Genomic DNA, 15580 nt, shown 5'->3' on the forward strand with positions numbered 1-15580 from the left:
ACCGCGCCGCATTCCGCCAGGAGAGGAAGCCCTCCCCATGTCCATGCCCGCCGCATCCCGCATCCATCCCACCGCCGTGGTGGCCCCCGGGGCCGAGCTCGCGGCGGACGTCACCGTGGGCCCCTTCGCCGTGGTGGGCCCGGAGGTCCGGGTGGGCCCCGGCGCCGCCATCGGCCCCCACGCCGTGGTGGAGGGCCGCACCATCCTGGGCGCCGGCGTCCAGGTCTTCCAGTTCGCCTCCGTGGGGGCGGCCCCCCAGGACCTCAAGTACCGGGGCGAGCCCACCGAGACCGTGGTGGGCGAGGGAACCATCCTCCGCGAGTTCGTCACCGTGCACCGCGGAACCGCCCACGGGGACGGGGTCACCCGCATCGGGAACCGGTGCCTCCTCATGGCCTACTGCCACGTGGCCCACGATTGCCGGGTGGGCGACCAGGTGGTCATGGCCAACGGCGCCACCCTGGGCGGCCACGTCCAGGTGGGCGACCACGTGGTCATCGGGGGTCTCTCCGCCGTCCACCAGTTCTGCCGCATCGGGGACTACGCCTTCCTGGGCGGGATGTCGGGCGTGAACAAGGACGTGCCGCCCTACGTGAAGTACTGGGGGCAGCGGGGGCGCATCTACGGACTCAACCTGGTGGGGCTCCGGCGAAACGGCTTCCGCAAGGAGGTCCTCGACTCCCTCCGCGAGGCCTACCGGATGCTCTTCCAGGCGGGCGAGCCCGTCGGCGCCGCCCTCGAGAAGGCCCTGGACCGCTTCGGCGAGATCCCCGAGATCCGCCGCTTCCTCGACTTCATCGCCGAGTCACAGCGCGGCATCCCCCAGACGGGAGATGAAGAAGAACCGTTCTGAGACCGGCGCCGCCTGCGACGGGACACCGCCGGCCGCCGGGGCCGGCCCCCTGGGCCTGGTGGCCGGCGGCGGACAGTTCCCGCTCCTCTGCGCCCGGGCGGCCCGGGCCCGCGGCCGCGAGGTGGTGGCGGTGGCCCACCGGGGCGAGACCGACCCGGCCCTGGCCGACGAGGTGAGCCGCATCGAGTGGGTGCACCTCGGCCAGCTCGGGCGCCTCCTCCGGTTTCTCAGGGAGGCCGGGGCCCGCGAGGTCCAGTTCGCCGGCACCATCACCAAGAAGCGGATCTTCCGGGACGTGCGGCCGGATCTCCGGGCCCTCAACCTCTGGAACCGAATCGACCGGCGCCTGGACGACGGGATCCTCCGGGCCGTGGCGGACGAGCTGGCCGCCGAGGGCATCGAGGTGGTGCCCTCCACTCTCTACCTCGAAGATCTCCTGGCCCCGGCCGGGGTGCTCACCCGGCGCAGGCCCACCCGGGAGCAGTGGGACGACATCCGGTTCGGCTGGAACATCGCCAAGGAGATCGGCCGGTTGGACATCGGCCAGTGCCTCGTGGTAAAAGACCGGGCGGTGCTCGCCGTGGAGGCCATCGAGGGGACGGACGAGACCATCCGGAGGGGGGGGCGCCTCGCCCACGGGGGCGCCGTGGTGGTGAAGATCTTGAAGCCCGGCCAGGATACCCGGTTCGATCTCCCGGCCCTGGGCCTTCGCACCGTGGAGACCATGGCGGAGGTCAAGGCCGCGGTCCTCGCCCTCGAGGCAGGAAGGGCCCTCTTCTTCGACCGCCGGGCCGTAGTGCAACGGGCCGACCGGCTGGGCATCGTCATCGTCGGGCTGAAGGGAGACGAATGGACGTGATGCGGGTCGCGGTGATCGGGGTGGGCTACCTCGGGCGGTTCCACGCCCAGAAGTACGCCCGGATGGAAGGAGTGGAACTGGCCGGGGTGGTGGACGCCGACCTGGAGCGGGCCCGCCGCGTGGCGGAGGAGGTGGGCTGCCCGGCCTACGCCCACTGGCGCGAGATCCCGGGCCGGCTCGACGCCGTCTCCGTGGTGGTCCCCACCGTGCACCACCACGCGGTGGCCTCCGAGGTCCTCGGGGCCGGGATCCACTGCCTGCTCGAAAAGCCCATGACCACCACCGTGGAGGAGGCCGACGACCTCATCCGCATCGCCGCCGACAAGGGCCTGGTCCTTCAGGTGGGCCACCTCGAGCGCTTCAACCCCGCGGTCCGGGTCCTCGAGGAGCAGGTCTCCCACCCCCTCTTCATCGAGGCCCACCGCCTGAGCGGGTTCAAGGCGCGCTCCACCGACGTGGACGTGGTCCTCGACCTCATGATCCACGACCTCGACATCGTGCTCTCCCTGGTCCGGGCCCCCCTCGAGGAGATCCGCGCCGTGGGGGTCCCGGTGCTCACCCCCCTGGTGGACATCGCCAACGTCCGCCTGGTCTTCGCCTCCGGCTGCACCGCCAACCTCACGGCGAGCCGCATCTCCCTCCAGGACATGCGCCGGATAAGGGTCTTCCAACCCGGCACCTACCTCTCGGCGGACTGCATGGAACGCAAGAGCCTCGTGGTGCACCGCGAGGTGACCGGCGGAGAGACGCCCTCCATCCAGCCCCGGCTGACGTCCCACGAGGGCGGCGACATCCTCTACGACGAGCTGGCCCACTTCGTGGAGACGGTCCGGACCGGCGGAACCCCGAAGGTCTCGGGCCGGGACGGGAGGGCCGCCCTGGAGCTTGCCACCCGCATCAACGCCCTCATCGCCGAGGGTCTCAAAAAGGCCAAGGACTTCGGAAGCCCGGTGAACATGCCGGGCGGCACCTCCTGATCGCCGGGCCGGGAGACCCCATGCGCGAACCCCGCGTCATGATCGTGGCCGGAGAGGCCTCCGGCGACCTCCACGCCGCCGGCCTGGTGGAGGCCGCCCGGCGGCTCCGCCCGGGCATCCGGTTCACCGGCATCGGCGGCGGGCGCATGCGGGAAGCCGGGGTGGAGATCCTGGTGGACGCGGGGGAATTGGCCGTGGTGGGGCTCGTGGAGATCCTGGCGCACGCGGGACCCATCTGGCGGGCCTGGCGCACGGCGACCCGCCACCTCGAGACCCGGAGGCCCGACGTCCTCGTGCTGGTGGACTACCCGGGCTTCAACCTGCTCCTCGCCCGCCGGGCCCGGGCCCTGGGCATCCCGGTCTTCTACTACATCCTGCCCCAGGTCTGGGCCTGGCGCCGGAGCCGGGTCCGCAAGATCCGCCGCCGCGTCAGCCGGGCCGCGGTGATCCTCCCCTTCGAGGAGGACTTCTTCCGCGCCCACGGGGTGGAAGCGCGCTTCGTGGGACACCCCCTCCTGGATCACCTCCGGGTCCAGGCCCCGCGGGAAGAGCTCCGCCGCCGCTTCAACCTGCCCCCGGAGGCCCGGGTGGTGGGGCTGCTTCCGGGGAGCCGCTACGGCGAGCTCCGCCGCCTCCTCCCCGTCCTCGTGGACACGGCGGTGGAACTCCACCGGCGGCGGCCGGATCTTCGATTCCTGCTGCCGCTGGCCCCGGCCTTCCGCCCGGAGGCCATCCGCGCCCTCCCCGCCTTCCAGCGGGAGGGGGCGCGGGAGATCCCCCTCACCCTGGTCCACCGGCGCACCTACGAGGCCATGGCCGCCTGCGACGCCCTGGTGGCCGCCTCGGGAACGGTGACCCTCGAGGCCGCCATCCTCGGGGTCCCCATGGTGGTGGTGTACCGGATGGCCCCCACCTCCTACTGGCTGGCCCGGCGGGTGGTGAAGATCCCCTTCGCCTCCCTGGTGAACCTCATCGCCAAGCGCCAGGTGGTCCCGGAGATCTTCCAGGAGGACGTCAACCCCGACCGTCTCACCGCCGAGGTCCTGGATTTGCTGGAGAACGAGGAACGTCGGCGGCAGGTGACCTGGGGGCTCAAGGAAGTCCGGGCCGCCCTGGGAAACCCCGGGGCCTCGGACCGTGCCGCCGCCATGCTCCTCGACCTCCTCCCGCGGGAGGCGGCGGAGGAGACTCCCGCCGGCTGAGCCGCCCCGGGGGAGGCCTACGCCCCGGGAAGCCGTGCGTCGGAGGGCCGGACGTAGACGGGGGAGAGGGCCGCCGGGTCGTCCCCCTTCCCTGTCGCGCGCCAGCGTTCCAGGGCCGCGGCCCCCACCGCCGCCGCCCGGAAATGAAAGAGCCCTCCCGGGCACGGCCGGGCCCCCGGCCCCGCCGCCTCAAGGAGCCGGTCCCGGTAGAGGTCCAGGCCGTCGCCCAGGAGCCAGGCCCGCCCCGCCCCGGCCGGGAGAAGACGCGCCAGGTCCTCCGGGCGGAGGGCCTCGGGGCCGGCGACCCGGTCGAGTTCCCCCGTCCCGCCGGCCCGGTAGACCGCGGCGTAGACCTCGCGACGCCGGGCGTCCACCAGCGGGCAGACGAGGTCACCGGGCGCCGGGGTCACCAGCCGGGCCAGCGCGTCCAAGGTCGGCACGCCGAGGATGGGCCGGTCCAGGGCGAAGGCGAGGCCCTGGGCCGTGGCCACGCCCACCCGGAGCCCGGTGAACCGCCCCGGTCCGAGCCCCACGGCCACGAGGTCCACCGCCTCCCACGCCGTGCCCGTCCGCTCGAGCAGCCATGCCACCAGGGCCGCCAGCCCCCGGGAGAAGGTCTCGCGGGGTTCGATGACCACCTCGCCGAGGAGGCGGTCCCCTTCCAGCAGCGCCGCCCCGCCCAGCCGGCCGGAGGTCTCGATGGCCAGGACGCGCATCGCGCCCTCTCTCACCGCGGCAGGCCGGGGGAGAGGCCCAGGAGCCGGAGGATGTCGTTGTAGGTGACGAGCAGGACGAGGGCGCCCAGGAGGACGAGGCCCACCTGCTGGGCCACCGCCACCTGCCGCTCGCTGAGGGGCCGGCCCCGGAGCGCCTCCACGAGGTGGAAGAGGAGGTGCCCGCCGTCGAGGAGCGGGATGGGAAGCAGGTTCAGGAGCCCGAGGTTGATGCTGAGAAAGGCCATGAAGTAGAGGAGGCTCAAAAGGCCTTGCTCCGCCACCTGCCCGGAGAGCTGGGCGATCAGGATGGGCCCCCCCAGGGACGAGAGCGGCACCACCCGCTGGACGATCTTCCAGAACCCCTTCCCCACCAGGACGATCCCCTCCCAGGTCTTGGCGAGGGCCGCGCCCGCGGCCCGGGCGGGGGAGAGGCGCCGGATGCGGAGCTTGCCCGAGGCCACCACCCCGATCACCGGGTAGGTGATCCGCTCGCCGAAGATGTTGCGCCCCTCGTGGAGCCGGGGGGTGACCCGGGCGGTGAATTCCGTGCCATCCTCCCGGTGCAGTCGGACTCGGACCGGCGCCCCGTTGCCGGATCGGATCCGCTCCACCACCTCGGACCAGGTGGCCACGGGGTGCCCGTCCACGGCGACGATGGTGTCCCCCGGGCGGATGCCGGCGGCCTCGGCGGGGGAATCCTTCTGGACGTCCCCCACGTGGGGGAGCACCAGGGGCTGGCCCACGGAGAGGAAGACCCCGAGGTAGACAAGGCAGGCGAAGAGGAGGTTGGAAACCGGGCCGGCGGCCACCACCAGGGCCCGCTTCCACACGGGCTGGTGGGAGAAGGACCGGGGGCGGTCGGCCTCCGGGACGGGCTCCCCGGCCACCTCGCCGAGCATCTTGACGAAGCCGCCGAGGGGCACGGCGGAGATGCAGTAGTCCGTCCCGCCCCGGACCACGCCCCAGAGCCGGGGGCCGAAGCCGAGGGAGAACTTGAGGACGCGGATCCCGAAGGCCCGGGCCACCAGGAAGTGGCCGAACTCGTGGACGAAGATGAGGCCGCTCAGGACCAGCAGGAAGGACCAGAAGGTGGTCATGTCGTCAACTCCTAGGGAATGATGGCGCCGCACCCGAACACGGGCCTCGGGCCGCCCGGGTTCATCCGGCCGCCCCGAGCCGCTCCACCGCCGCCTCGGCCCGGACCCGGGCCAGGGCGTCGGCGGAGAGGACGTCCTCGAGCCGCTCGATTCGGCCCGCCGGGAAGTCTTCCAGGACCGCCCTCACCACCCGGGGGATGGCGAGGAAGGGGAGCCGTCCCCCGAGGAAGGCCTCCACGGCCACCTCGTTGGCGGCGTTCAGGGCCGTGGGCGCGGTGCCGCCCGCCCGGGCCGCCTCGTAGGCCAGGGCGAGGCACGGAAATCGTTCGAGGTCCGGCGGTTCGAAGGTGAGGGGCTCGGCCCGGGCGAGATCCAGCCGGGGAAGGTCCAGGGGCAGCCGTTCCGGCCAGGCCAGGGCGTAGGCGATGGGGATCCGCATGTCCGGGATCCCCATCTGGGCCACCACCGACCCGTCCACGTACTCCACCATGGAGTGGACGATGCTCTGGGGATGGACCAGGACGTCGATGCGGTCCACCGGCACATCGAAGAGCCACCGGGCCTCGATCACCTCGAGCCCCTTGTTCATGAGGGTGGCGGAATCCACGGAGATCTTGGCTCCCATGGACCAGTTGGGGTGGGCGACGGCCTCCTCCGGGGTGACCCCGGCGAGCTCCGAGCGGGGCCGCCCGCGGAAGGGCCCGCCCGAGGCCGTGAGCACCAGGCGGCGGACGTCGCACCGCCGGTGGCCCTCCATGGACTGGAAGAGGGCGGAGTGCTCGCTGTCCACAGGAAGGATCCGGCGCCCCCGCTCGGCCGCGATCCGGGTCACCAGGGGCCCGGCGGTGACGAGGGTCTCCTTGTTGGCGAGGGCCACGTCCCGCCCGGCCTCGAGGGCGGCCAGGGTGGGTTCGAGCCCGGCCGCCCCCACCATGGCCGAGACCACGAGGTCCACGCCGTCGGCTTCCGCCACGGCCTTGTAGCCCTCTTTCCCGTGGCGGATCTCCACCGCCGCGTCCCCGAGGCGCCCGGCCAGCTCGTCGGCGAGCCCCCGGGTCAGCACGGCCACCAGGCCCGGCCGGAATTCCCGGACCTGTTCCGCCGCGAGGGCCACGTTCCGCCCCGCGGCCAGGGCCGCGACCTGGAACCGGCCGGGGAAGCGCCGGACCACGTCCAGGACGCTCCGCCCGATGGAACCGGTGGATCCCAGGATGGAAAGCCGCTTCATGACGCCCCCGCGGCCCGGCCTCAGCCGGGCGCGAACCGGAAGGCCCCGGCGGCCTGCATCCAGGCCAAAAGCCAGTAGAAGGCCGGCAGGGCGAAGAGCACCGCGTCGATCCGGTCGAGCATGCCGCCGTGGCCGGGAAGCAGTTTCCCGGAGTCCTTGGCCCCCGCCGCCCGCTTGGCCATGGAGGCCACGAGGTCGCCCACCTGCCCGGCCGCTCCGGCCGCCACCATGGTGAGGATGATCATCCAGGGGTCTTCGCCGGGGAAGAGGAGGTACCAGAGGAGGAAGGCCGCCGCCGCATTGGCCGAAAGCCCCCCGAAGGCCCCCTCCACGGTCTTCCCCTTGCTGAGCGCGGGGGCGAGCTTGTGGCGGCCCAGGGAGCGGCCCACGTAGTAGGCCCCGGCGTCCCCGGCGAAGACACCCACGAGCAGGAGCACGATCCACCGCTTGCCCCCGGGCAATTCCCAGAGGAAGCAGGTGTGGGCGGCGCAGAAGCCGAGGTAGGTGGCAAGGAGCGTGAAGACGGCCCAGGCATGGAAGGCGCGCCCCTGCCAGCGGGCGTAGGTGGCCACGAAGCCCAGGGCCGAGAGCACCAGGACTGCGGCCAGGGCGGGCGCGAGCACCGCCGGGTCCGGCCGCACCACCGCGGCCGTCAAGGGGGCCAGCCCCGCGGCGACCCCGGCCCACCGGGCGGCGGGGGCATCCGGGAAGGCCAGCCGCCCGAACTCCAGGCAGGCGATCCCCGTGGAGAGGACCACCACCGGCCAGAAGACCGGCGGGCCGCCCCACCAGATCACGGCGAAGAGGACCGGGGAGGCCACGAAGGCCGTCAGGAGCCGCTGGCGGTGCATGGGTCTTGGACCTGCTCGTCGGTGCGGCCGAAGCGCCGCTGGCGCCGGCCGAAGTCATCGATGGCGGCGAGGAGTTCCGCCTCGCCGAAGTCCGGCCACAGGACCGGCGTCACGTAGAGCTCCGTGTAGGCGGCCTGGTAGAGGAGGAAGTTGCTCAGGCGCATCTCCCCACCGGTGCGGATCAGGAGGTCGGGGTCGGGGAGGTCCGCCGTGTAGAGCTCCGCGGCGAAACGGTCCTCGTCGATGGCCGCCGGGTCGAGCCGGCCGTCCCGGCAGGCCTCGGCCAGCCGCCGGGCGGCCCGGACGATCTCGTCCCGCCCGCCGTAGCTCAGGGCGAGGTTGAGGACGAGGCCGTGGTTGTCCCGGGTCCGGGCCATGGCGTCCTCCAGGGCCCCGCGGACACGCTCCGGCAGCCGGTCGATCTCCCCGATGGTCCGGAGCCGGATGCCGGTGGAGAGCATCTCGTCCAGCTCCCGCTGGAGGTAGTCGTGGAGGAGGTCCATGAGGGCCCGGACCTCTTCCGGGGGCCGCCGCCAGTTCTCGGTGGAGAAGGAATAGAGGGTGAGGACGGGGATCTCCAGGCGGCGGCAGGCACGTACCACGGTCCGGACCGCCTGGACTCCCTGCCGGTGTCCCATGAAGCGGGGAAGCCCCCGGCGCCGGGCCCACCGGCCGTTTCCGTCCATGATGACGGCGAGGTGCCGGATGGCCGAGGCGGCGGCGGGCGGCGCCCCGCCCGCGTCCCTTTCTGGCGCCCGGTTCAGAATTCCAGGATCTCCTTTTCCTTCGCGGCCAGGATCTCGTCCACCCGCTTCACGAAGGCGTCGGTGAGCTTCTGAATCTCGTCCTGGAGCCGGAACATGTCGTCCTCGGAGATCTCTTTCTCCTTCTTGCGGCGCTTGAGCCGCTCGATGGCGTCCCGGCGGATGTTCCGGACGGCCACCCGGGCCTCCTCCGCCATCTTCCGGACGAGCTTGACGAGATCCTTGCGCCGCTCCTCGGTCAGGGGCGGCACGCTCACCCGGATGACCTTGCCGTCGTTGTTGGGGGTGAGCCCCAGCTCCGAGCGGAGGATGGCCTTTTCGATCTCGCCGAGGACGTTCACGTCCCAGGGCTGGACGACGAGGAGCCGGCTCTCGGGGACCGACACCGAGGCCACCTGGTTGATGGGCATGGACGAACCGTAGTAGTCCACCGCGATGCCCTCGAGGAGGGCCGGCGTGGCCCGGCCGGTGCGGACCTTGGCAAGGTCCTTCTCGAAGGCGGACGTCGCCTTCTCCATGCGTCTTTCGGAGTCCGAGAGTACCTCGTCCTTCATGACCTGGTTCCTCCTTCCACGAGGGTTCCGATCACCTCTCCCTGCACGGCCCGGCGGATGTTGCCGGGCTGGAGCATGTTGAAGACCACCACGGGCAGGGCGGCCTCCCGGGCCAGGGCCACCGCCGCCGCGTCCATGACCCGGAGCCCCCGGTCCAGGACCTCGTCGTAGCTCAAACGGTCGAAACGGCGGGCCGAGGGATCCCGCTCCGGGTCCCGGTCGTAGATCCCGTCCACCCGGGTCGCCTTGAAGAGCACGTCCGCCCCGATCTCCAGGGCCCGGAGCGCCGCCGCCGTGTCGGTGGTGAAGAAGGGATTCCCCGTCCCCCCGGCGAAGAGCACCACCCGCCCCTTCTCGAGGTGACGCAAGGCCCGGGCCCGCACGAAGGGTTCCACGACCCCTGTCACCTGGACGGCGGAGAGGACCCGGCAGGGGACGCCGTGGCGGCGCAGGGCGTCCTGGAGGGCCAGGGCGTTCATCACCGTGGCCAGCATGCCCATCTGGTCCGCCGCGGCGCGGTCCATGCCCCGGGCCGCGCCGGAGACACCCCGGAAGATGTTGCCGCCGCCGATGACGAGCCCCATCTCCACCCCGAGGCCGTGGGCCTCCCGGAGCTCAGCGGCCAGGACGTCGAGGACCTCCGGGGAGATCCCGTAGGACGCCCCGCCGAGCAGCGCCTCCCCGCTCAGCTTCAGGAGGATGCGCCGGTAGGCGGCGGAGGGCTCGGTCACTGCTCCTCGGCCCCCACCTGGTACCGGACGAAGCGGCGGACGGAGATGTTCTCGCCCATCTTGGCCACCAGCTCGTTCAGGAGGTCCTGGATGGTCACGTCCGGGTCCTTGACGAAGGGCTGCTCGAGGAGGCAGACCTCTCGGTAGAACTTCTCCACCCGGCCCTCGACGATCTTGTCCACGATGTGCTCGGGCTTTCCGGATTCCAGGGCCTGGTTGCGGAAGATCTCCCGCTCCCGCTCCAGGACCTCCGGGGGCATATCCTCGCGGCGGATGCAGACCGGGTTGGTGGCGGCCACGTGCATGGCCAGCTCGCGGGCGAATTCCACGAACTGGTCCGTCTTGGCCACGAAGTCGGTCTCGCAGTTCACCTCGACCATGGCGGCCATCTTGTTGCCGGCATGGACGTAGCACTGGATGACCCCCTCGGAGGTCGAGCGCCCGGCGCGTTTGGCGGCCACGGCGAGCCCCTTCTGCCGGAGCCACTGGACGGCCTTCTCCATGTCGCCCCCGCACTCCTGGAGGGCCTTCTTGCAGTCCATCATGCCGGCATTGGTCCGCTCGCGGAGTTCCTTGACCATTGCGGCGGTGATCTGTGCCATGTCTGTCGTCTCCTTCGCGGGTCGGCGGCCGGGAGCCGGCCGCCCGTTCGTCCACGGGTGGCGCCGGAGCGGGCCGGCGTCACCCCGGTGTCGGATGTCGGAATTCGCCGGGGCACCGGGCGGGCCCTTTTCCCGCCGCGGCGGCGCGGCCGCCCTGCCCCCGGCGGAAGGTTCAGGCGGAGGCGGTGTCCGCGGCCTCGGCCTCGGGGGCGACCTCGCCCGCCACGGCCGCGGCGGCTTCCGGGGCCTCGGCGGCGGCCGCGGCCTCTTCCTCGGCCTTGTCGGCGGCGGCCTGCTGGGCCTCGAGGTACCGCTGCCGCCCCTCGACGCAAGCGTCGGCGACCTTGGAGGTGATGAGCCGGATGGCCCGGATGGCGTCGTCGTTGCCGGGGATGACGTAATCGATCCCGTCGGGGTCGCAGTTGGTGTCGGCGATGGCCACCACCGGGATCCCCAGCTTGTTCGCCTCGCTCACCGCGATGGCCTCCTGCTTGGAATCCACCACGAAGACCGCGGCCGGCAGACCGGGCATATCCTTGATGCCGCCGAGGTTCCGGTGGAGCTTCTGGCGGAGCCGGTCCAGCTGGAGGACCTCCTTCTTCGGAAAGCGCTCGATGGAGCCGTCCTCGAACATGGCCTCGATGCGCTTCAAGCGCTGGATGCCCTTCTGGATGGTGGCGAAGTTGGTGAGCATGCCGCCCAGCCACCGGTGCTGGACGTAGGGCATGCCGCAGCGGGTGGCCTCCTCCACGATGGCGTCCTGGGCCTGCCGCTTGGTACCGACGAAGAGGACCTGCCCGCCGGCGGCGGTGGTCTCGACGACGAAGTTGTAGGCGACCTTGAAGAGCTTGACCGTCTTCTGGAGATCGATGATGTAGATGCCGTTTCGGGCCCCGAAGATGTAGGGCTTCATCTTGGGGTTCCACCTCCGGGTCTGGTGACCGAAGTGGACCCCGGCCTCGAGGAGCTGCTTCATCGTGACGAGTGCCATGGAACGATACCTCCTGTGTGGTTGGTCCTCCGCCCGGGCGTGGCAGCCGCTCCCAGGCCGGCCAATCGCGGCCGGCACCACCGGGGGCCGCCCGGGCGTGCGTGATGGGTGCCGGAGCACCGGTGAAAACCCGATTCTCTTAACACCTGCGGCGTGTTTTGGCAAGCGGTGCCCCGGAGCCCCCCCCTTTACGGGGGCCCGCGCCGGCACTATCGTAACGGGCGGTGCCCGCACGGGTGCCGGGGAACCGCATGCGGATCGAGATCGACCCAGAACGCCCACGCCCGCGGGCCGTCCAACAGGTGGTCCGGGCCCTCGAGGCCGGGGGCGTCGTCGTCTACCCCACCGACACCTGCTACGGGCTCGGGGCCGACATCTTCAACAAGAAGGCCATCGAGCGCATCTACCGGCTCAAGGGGGTCCCCAAGACCGAGCCCTTCAGCTTCGTCTGCGCCGACCTCCGGGAGATCAGCCGCTACGCCCGGGTCACCGACCTCGCCTACCGGATCCTGCGGCGCATGCTCCCCGGGCCCTACACCTTCGTCCTGGAAGGCTCCCGGCAAGTGCCGAAGATGATGCTCACCAAGCGCCGCACCGTGGGGATCCGGGTCCCCGACCACCCCATCTGCCAAGCCATCGCCGCCGCTCTCGGCCGCCCCCTGATCAGCACCTCCGCCACCCTGGCCGGCTCGCCCATCTTCGAAGACCCCCGGGAGGCCGCCGAGGCCTACGGCAAAAACGTGGACATCGTGGTGGACAGCGGGCTGATCCTGCCGGAACCCTCCAGCGTGGTCTCCCTCATCGGTGACGAGCCGGAGGTCCTCCGGGCCGGCAAGGGCGACGTCTCCCTCTTCGAGGCCGCCGGCGCCTGAGATCAGCCGGGCCGGCCGTTGTTCCGGAGTTCCTTGCCGGGCTTGAAGACGATGCGGTAGCCGGGCGGGCACTCCGTGCGGCGCCCGGTCTTGGGATTGACGAAGGTGCGGCCCTTCTGGGGATGGAGGCAAAAGGAGCCCAGGCCCCGGATCTCGATGCGGCGGCCCGCCTTGAGGGCCTCCGCCATGGTCTCGAAGACGACGTCCACCACCGCCTCGATATCCTTCTTGAGGTGTTCCGGGAAGGCCGCATGCAGCGCGGCCACGAGGTCACCCTTCAGCATGCCGGTACCGTGCTCAATGGGCGGGTTCCAGGGTCAGCCGGGGCCGGAGCGAATCGGCCAGCCGGCCGGCCAGCCGGGCGAGGCCCTCGGCCCCCTCCTCCTCGAGGAGCTCCCGGAGCAGCGTCATTCGATCCTTGCGAGGATAGACCAGGGTGGGCTCCCCCTCGATGCGCGCCAGTTCCGCCGCCCGCTGCACCGCGAGGGAGAAGTTGCCCAGCTCGTCCAGGAGGCCGGCATCCCGGGCCTGGCGGCCGGAGAGGATCCGCCCGTCGGCCAAGGGCTCCACGGCGGTCACCTCGAGCCCCCGGCTCCTCGCCACCGCCTCGATGAACTGCCGGTGGATGTCCGACATGACCCCCTGGAGCACCCGCCGTTCCGCGGGGGTGAGATCCCGGGTCACCGAGCCGAGGTCCTTGAGCTTGCCGCTCTTCACCACGGTGGTCCTGATGCCCAGTTTCTGGAGGAGCCGGCCGAGGTTGGGGATCTTGAGGATGACCCCGATGCTGCCGGTCACGGTGCCGGGGTTGGCGATGATCTTGCGCGCCCCGAGGGCGGCGTAGTAGCCCCCGGAGGCGGCCACGGAACCCATGGAGGCCACCACGGGTTTGACGGCATCGAGACGGCGGATCTCCTCGTAGATCTCCTGGGAGGCCCCCACCGCCCCGCCGGGGCTGTCGATCCGGACCACCACGGCCTTGATGGAGGCGTCGAGCCGGAACTCCCGCAGGGCCTTGAGGGTGGGGGCGGGATCGTCGATCACCCCGGTGACGGGGACGACCCCCACCTTGTCGCCGGTTCCGGGCAAGACGGTGCGGGACTCCGAGGCCTGGTGGAGAACCGAGTAGAGGAGGAAGAAGAGGCCCGCCAACGCCAGGAGGGAGAGCCCCCCCACCGTGGCCAGGACCACGAGCACCGGGTTCCAGGCGGAACGCCGGAGTTCTCCGTTCGGGTCGTTGTTCACGGTGGTGCTCCCAGGTTACCGGCTGCGGACAGGCGCCCCCGGGACGCACCCCGGGGCGGCGCGGCCCCGGGTCTCCTACTCGTCGCCCTCGTCCTCCTCGGAGGCCCGGGCCCGGCTCTGCTGCTGGACCAGCTCCTCCTGGAGGAGGCTCCCCAGGGTGGTCCCGCCGTGACCGGCGCCGGTGGCGGAATATTCCTCGTAGTAGGACTGTTCGGCCTCTTCGTCGATCCGCTTGATGGAGAGGCCGATCCGCCGTTCCAGGGGCGCCACGTGGATCACCTTGGCGGTGACCTCCTGGCCCTCCTCGAACATGCCCACGGGGGTCTTGACCTTCCCGGGCCCCAGCTCGGAGACGTGGATCAGCCCCTCGACCCCCTCCTCGAGCTCCACGAAGACCCCGAACTCGGTGACGTTGGTGACCTTTCCGGTGACGACGCTCCCGGCCGGGAACTTCTCGGGGACGCTCTCCCAGGGGTCGGGCTGGAGCTGCTTCACCCCCAGGGAGAACCGCTCCCGCTCCTTGTCCACGTTCAAAACCACGGCCCGGATGGCGTCACCCTTCTTGTAGAGCTCGCCGGGGTGCTTGACCCGCTTGCTCCAGGACAGGTCCGAGATGTGGACCAGGCCGTCGATGCCTTCCTGGATGCCGATGAAGACGCCGAAGTCGGTGACGTTCTTCACGGTCCCCTCGATCACGGTGCCCGCGGGGTAGCGCTCCTGGACCTCTTCCCAGGGGTTGCCCGTCACCTGCTTGAGGCTGAGCGAGATCCGCTTGGCCTCCGGGTCCACCTTGAGCACCGCCGCCTGGATCCGGTCCCCCACGTTCACCACCTGGGAGGGATGCCGCACCCGCTTGGTCCAGGACATCTCGGAGACGTGGATCAGCCCCTCGACCCCCTCCTCGAGCTCCACGAAAGCCCCGTAGTCGGTGAGGCTGACCACCGTCCCCTCGACGGTGGTGCCCACGGGGTACTTCTCCTCGACCCGGAGCCAGGGATCCTCGGCAAGCTGCTTCGTACCCAGGGAGACCTTCTCGGTCTCGGGGTCGAAGGAGAGGACCTTGACCTGGATGGTGTCACCCACCTTGAAGACCTTGGAGGGATGTTCCACCCGGCCCCACGACATGTCGGTGATGTGGAGGAGCCCGTCGATACCGCCGAGATCCACGAAGGCCCCGTAGTCGGTGATGTTCTTCACCACGCCCTCCCGGACCTGGCCCTCGGCGAGTTCGGCCAGGGTCTTGGCCCGCTTCTCGGCGCGGTCCTTCTCGAGGAGCGTCCGCCGGGAGACCACCACGTTCTCGCGGCGCTGGTTGCACTTCAGGATGGCGCACTCGACCTCCTGGTCGATGAAGCTCTCGGGGTCGCGCACAGGCCGGATGTCGATCTGCGAATACGGGAGGAAGGCGGTCACCCCGCCGCGGCCCTCCCCGATCCGGACGGAGAGCCCGCCCTTGATCCGGGCCACCACCGTGCCCTTGATGGGGGCCTCGGCCTCGTAGGCCGCCACGATTTCCTTCCAGACCTTGCGGCGCAGGGCCTTGGAACGCGAGAGCCGGATCATACCCTCTTCCGGGTCCCACCGCTCGAGGAGCACCTCGACGGTGTCGCCGGGCTGGACGTCCACGGTGCCGTCGGGACCGGCGAACTCCCGGACGGGGATCTGGCCCTCGGACTTGTACCCCACGTCCACCAGGACGAATTCCTTGTCAACGCGGACGACCTTCCCCTCGAGCACCTCCCCTTCCTGGAAGGTCTGGAGGCTCTGCTCGAAGAGGTCCTCGAACTGGCTCATGTCCCCGACGTCTTCCGCGTCGTGGTTGTCGGCGGGTGCTGCGTCGGTCGGTCGGCTGGGCCCCTCCCCCGTGTCGGCGGCGGCGGCTGGGTTACGTTCCTGGGTTGCCTCGGTTGCCACTTTTTTTCCATTACCCTGGTTTCCCCCTCGAAAGAATCGCTGAACACTGAAATGACCGACTATAACAGCCCCCCCGGCAAAGTTCAACGGACCCGCGCCGCGCCGGATCCGGCGGTGCCGGCGG

Annotated in this window: 17 protein-coding genes; 5 read left to right on the plus strand and 12 right to left on the minus strand. The window is 71.2% G+C overall.

Features of this window, described 5'->3' with window-relative positions; all coding sequences use genetic code 11:
* The first annotated feature begins 43 nt into the window (after positions 1 to 43).
* From lpxA to lpxB, 4 genes are read left to right on the plus strand one after another with little or no spacing between them, the layout of a single operon-like run.
* Complete coding sequence (gene lpxA, locus HCU62_RS06375; RefSeq protein WP_163298916.1) at positions 44 to 853, plus strand: acyl-ACP--UDP-N-acetylglucosamine O-acyltransferase; 810 nt, start codon at positions 44 to 46, stop codon at positions 851 to 853.
* Positions 834 to 1712, plus strand: coding sequence for an LpxI family protein (locus tag HCU62_RS06380; protein WP_163298917.1), 879 nt, complete (start codon positions 834 to 836; stop codon positions 1710 to 1712). The genes lpxA and HCU62_RS06380 overlap by 20 nt, the downstream gene beginning before the upstream one ends.
* Positions 1712 to 2689, plus strand: coding sequence for a Gfo/Idh/MocA family protein (locus HCU62_RS06385; protein WP_309474813.1), 978 nt, complete (start codon positions 1712 to 1714; stop codon positions 2687 to 2689). The genes HCU62_RS06380 and HCU62_RS06385 overlap by 1 nt, the downstream gene beginning before the upstream one ends.
* Positions 2690 to 2709: 20 nt before the next feature.
* Positions 2710 to 3891 (plus strand): lipid-A-disaccharide synthase, encoded by a 1182-nt coding sequence (gene lpxB, locus HCU62_RS06390; protein ID WP_163298919.1) that lies wholly within the window; start codon positions 2710 to 2712, stop codon positions 3889 to 3891.
* A 17-nt stretch (positions 3892 to 3908) separates the two neighbouring features.
* On the opposite strand, the gene tsaB is transcribed toward lpxB, so the two are convergent.
* From tsaB to rpsB, 9 genes are all read right to left on the minus strand, one after another.
* Positions 3909 to 4607, minus strand: coding sequence for a tRNA (adenosine(37)-N6)-threonylcarbamoyltransferase complex dimerization subunit type 1 TsaB (gene tsaB, locus HCU62_RS06395; protein ID WP_163298920.1), 699 nt, complete (start codon positions 4605 to 4607; stop codon positions 3909 to 3911).
* An 11-nt stretch (positions 4608 to 4618) separates the two neighbouring features.
* Complete coding sequence (gene rseP, locus HCU62_RS06400; protein ID WP_163298921.1) at positions 4619 to 5704, minus strand: RIP metalloprotease RseP; 1086 nt, start codon at positions 5702 to 5704, stop codon at positions 4619 to 4621.
* Between the two features lie 61 nt (positions 5705 to 5765).
* Positions 5766 to 6932: a 1-deoxy-D-xylulose-5-phosphate reductoisomerase gene (locus tag HCU62_RS06405; RefSeq protein WP_163299240.1), complete on the minus strand. Its 1167-nt coding sequence runs from the start codon at positions 6930 to 6932 to the stop codon at positions 5766 to 5768.
* A 20-nt stretch (positions 6933 to 6952) separates the two neighbouring features.
* Positions 6953 to 7783, minus strand: a complete 831-nt coding sequence (locus tag HCU62_RS06410; RefSeq protein WP_163299241.1) for a phosphatidate cytidylyltransferase — start codon at positions 7781 to 7783, stop codon at positions 6953 to 6955.
* Positions 7762 to 8550 carry an undecaprenyl pyrophosphate synthase gene (uppS, locus tag HCU62_RS06415; protein ID WP_309474828.1) on the minus strand — a complete coding sequence of 263 codons (789 nt, stop codon included), beginning with the start codon at positions 8548 to 8550 and terminating at the stop codon, positions 7762 to 7764. Before uppS ends, HCU62_RS06410 begins: the two co-directional genes overlap by 22 nt.
* Positions 8544 to 9101 carry a ribosome recycling factor gene (gene frr / locus HCU62_RS06420; protein ID WP_163299242.1) on the minus strand — a complete coding sequence of 186 codons (558 nt, stop codon included), beginning with the start codon at positions 9099 to 9101 and terminating at the stop codon, positions 8544 to 8546. The genes uppS and frr overlap by 7 nt, the downstream gene beginning before the upstream one ends.
* Entirely contained in the window at positions 9098 to 9832 is a 735-nt protein-coding gene (gene pyrH / locus HCU62_RS06425; RefSeq protein WP_163299243.1) for a UMP kinase, read from the minus strand. Before pyrH ends, frr begins: the two co-directional genes overlap by 4 nt.
* Positions 9829 to 10434: a translation elongation factor Ts gene (gene tsf / locus HCU62_RS06430; RefSeq protein ID WP_163299244.1), complete on the minus strand. Its 606-nt coding sequence runs from the start codon at positions 10432 to 10434 to the stop codon at positions 9829 to 9831. The genes pyrH and tsf overlap by 4 nt, the downstream gene beginning before the upstream one ends.
* Before the next feature lie 172 nt (positions 10435 to 10606).
* Positions 10607 to 11425 carry a 30S ribosomal protein S2 gene (gene rpsB / locus HCU62_RS06435; RefSeq protein ID WP_163299245.1) on the minus strand — a complete coding sequence of 273 codons (819 nt, stop codon included), beginning with the start codon at positions 11423 to 11425 and terminating at the stop codon, positions 10607 to 10609.
* 251 nt (positions 11426 to 11676) lie between these two features.
* Between rpsB and HCU62_RS06440 the strand changes: the two genes are divergently transcribed.
* Entirely contained in the window at positions 11677 to 12297 is a 621-nt protein-coding gene (locus tag HCU62_RS06440; RefSeq protein ID WP_163299246.1) for an L-threonylcarbamoyladenylate synthase, read from the plus strand.
* Between the two features lie 2 nt (positions 12298 to 12299).
* On the opposite strand, the gene HCU62_RS06445 is transcribed toward HCU62_RS06440, so the two are convergent.
* The 3 genes from HCU62_RS06445 to HCU62_RS06455 form a co-directional block, all read right to left on the minus strand.
* Positions 12300 to 12581 carry an HU family DNA-binding protein gene (locus tag HCU62_RS06445; protein ID WP_163299247.1) on the minus strand — a complete coding sequence of 94 codons (282 nt, stop codon included), beginning with the start codon at positions 12579 to 12581 and terminating at the stop codon, positions 12300 to 12302.
* 13 nt (positions 12582 to 12594) lie between these two features.
* Positions 12595 to 13542, minus strand: a complete 948-nt coding sequence (gene sppA / locus HCU62_RS06450) for a signal peptide peptidase SppA (protein ID WP_163299248.1) — start codon at positions 13540 to 13542, stop codon at positions 12595 to 12597.
* Between the two features lie 75 nt (positions 13543 to 13617).
* Positions 13618 to 15336: a 30S ribosomal protein S1 gene (locus HCU62_RS06455; RefSeq protein WP_169755522.1), complete on the minus strand. Its 1719-nt coding sequence runs from the start codon at positions 15334 to 15336 to the stop codon at positions 13618 to 13620.
* Between the last annotated feature and the right edge of the window lie 244 nt (positions 15337 to 15580).

The sequence above is a fragment of the Dissulfurirhabdus thermomarina genome (genome assembly GCF_012979235.1).
GTDB classification, from domain to species: domain Bacteria; phylum Desulfobacterota; class Dissulfuribacteria; order Dissulfuribacterales; family Dissulfurirhabdaceae; genus Dissulfurirhabdus; species Dissulfurirhabdus thermomarina.

Excerpts from the sequence above, each read along its gene's own strand:
- lpxA (WP_163298916.1), top strand. The coding sequence starts at position 44 with ATGCCCGCCGCATCCCGCATCCATCCCACCGCCGTGGTGGCCCCCGGG.
- HCU62_RS06380 (WP_163298917.1), top strand. The coding sequence starts at position 834 with ATGAAGAAGAACCGTTCTGAGACCGGCGCCGCCTGCGACGGGACACCG.
- HCU62_RS06385 (WP_309474813.1), top strand. The coding sequence starts at position 1,712 with ATGCGGGTCGCGGTGATCGGGGTGGGCTACCTCGGGCGGTTCCACGCC.
- lpxB (WP_163298919.1), top strand. The coding sequence starts at position 2,710 with ATGCGCGAACCCCGCGTCATGATCGTGGCCGGAGAGGCCTCCGGCGAC.
- tsaB (WP_163298920.1), bottom strand. The coding sequence starts at position 4,607 with ATGCGCGTCCTGGCCATCGAGACCTCCGGCCGGCTGGGCGGGGCGGCG.
- rseP (WP_163298921.1), bottom strand. The coding sequence starts at position 5,704 with ATGACCACCTTCTGGTCCTTCCTGCTGGTCCTGAGCGGCCTCATCTTC.
- HCU62_RS06405 (WP_163299240.1), bottom strand. The coding sequence starts at position 6,932 with ATGAAGCGGCTTTCCATCCTGGGATCCACCGGTTCCATCGGGCGGAGC.
- HCU62_RS06410 (WP_163299241.1), bottom strand. The coding sequence starts at position 7,783 with ATGCACCGCCAGCGGCTCCTGACGGCCTTCGTGGCCTCCCCGGTCCTC.
- frr (WP_163299242.1), bottom strand. The coding sequence starts at position 9,101 with ATGAAGGACGAGGTACTCTCGGACTCCGAAAGACGCATGGAGAAGGCG.
- tsf (WP_163299244.1), bottom strand. The coding sequence starts at position 10,434 with ATGGCACAGATCACCGCCGCAATGGTCAAGGAACTCCGCGAGCGGACC.
- rpsB (WP_163299245.1), bottom strand. The coding sequence starts at position 11,425 with ATGGCACTCGTCACGATGAAGCAGCTCCTCGAGGCCGGGGTCCACTTC.
- HCU62_RS06440 (WP_163299246.1), top strand. The coding sequence starts at position 11,677 with ATGCGGATCGAGATCGACCCAGAACGCCCACGCCCGCGGGCCGTCCAA.
- HCU62_RS06445 (WP_163299247.1), bottom strand. The coding sequence starts at position 12,581 with ATGCTGAAGGGTGACCTCGTGGCCGCGCTGCATGCGGCCTTCCCGGAA.
- HCU62_RS06455 (WP_169755522.1), bottom strand. The coding sequence starts at position 15,336 with ATGAGCCAGTTCGAGGACCTCTTCGAGCAGAGCCTCCAGACCTTCCAG.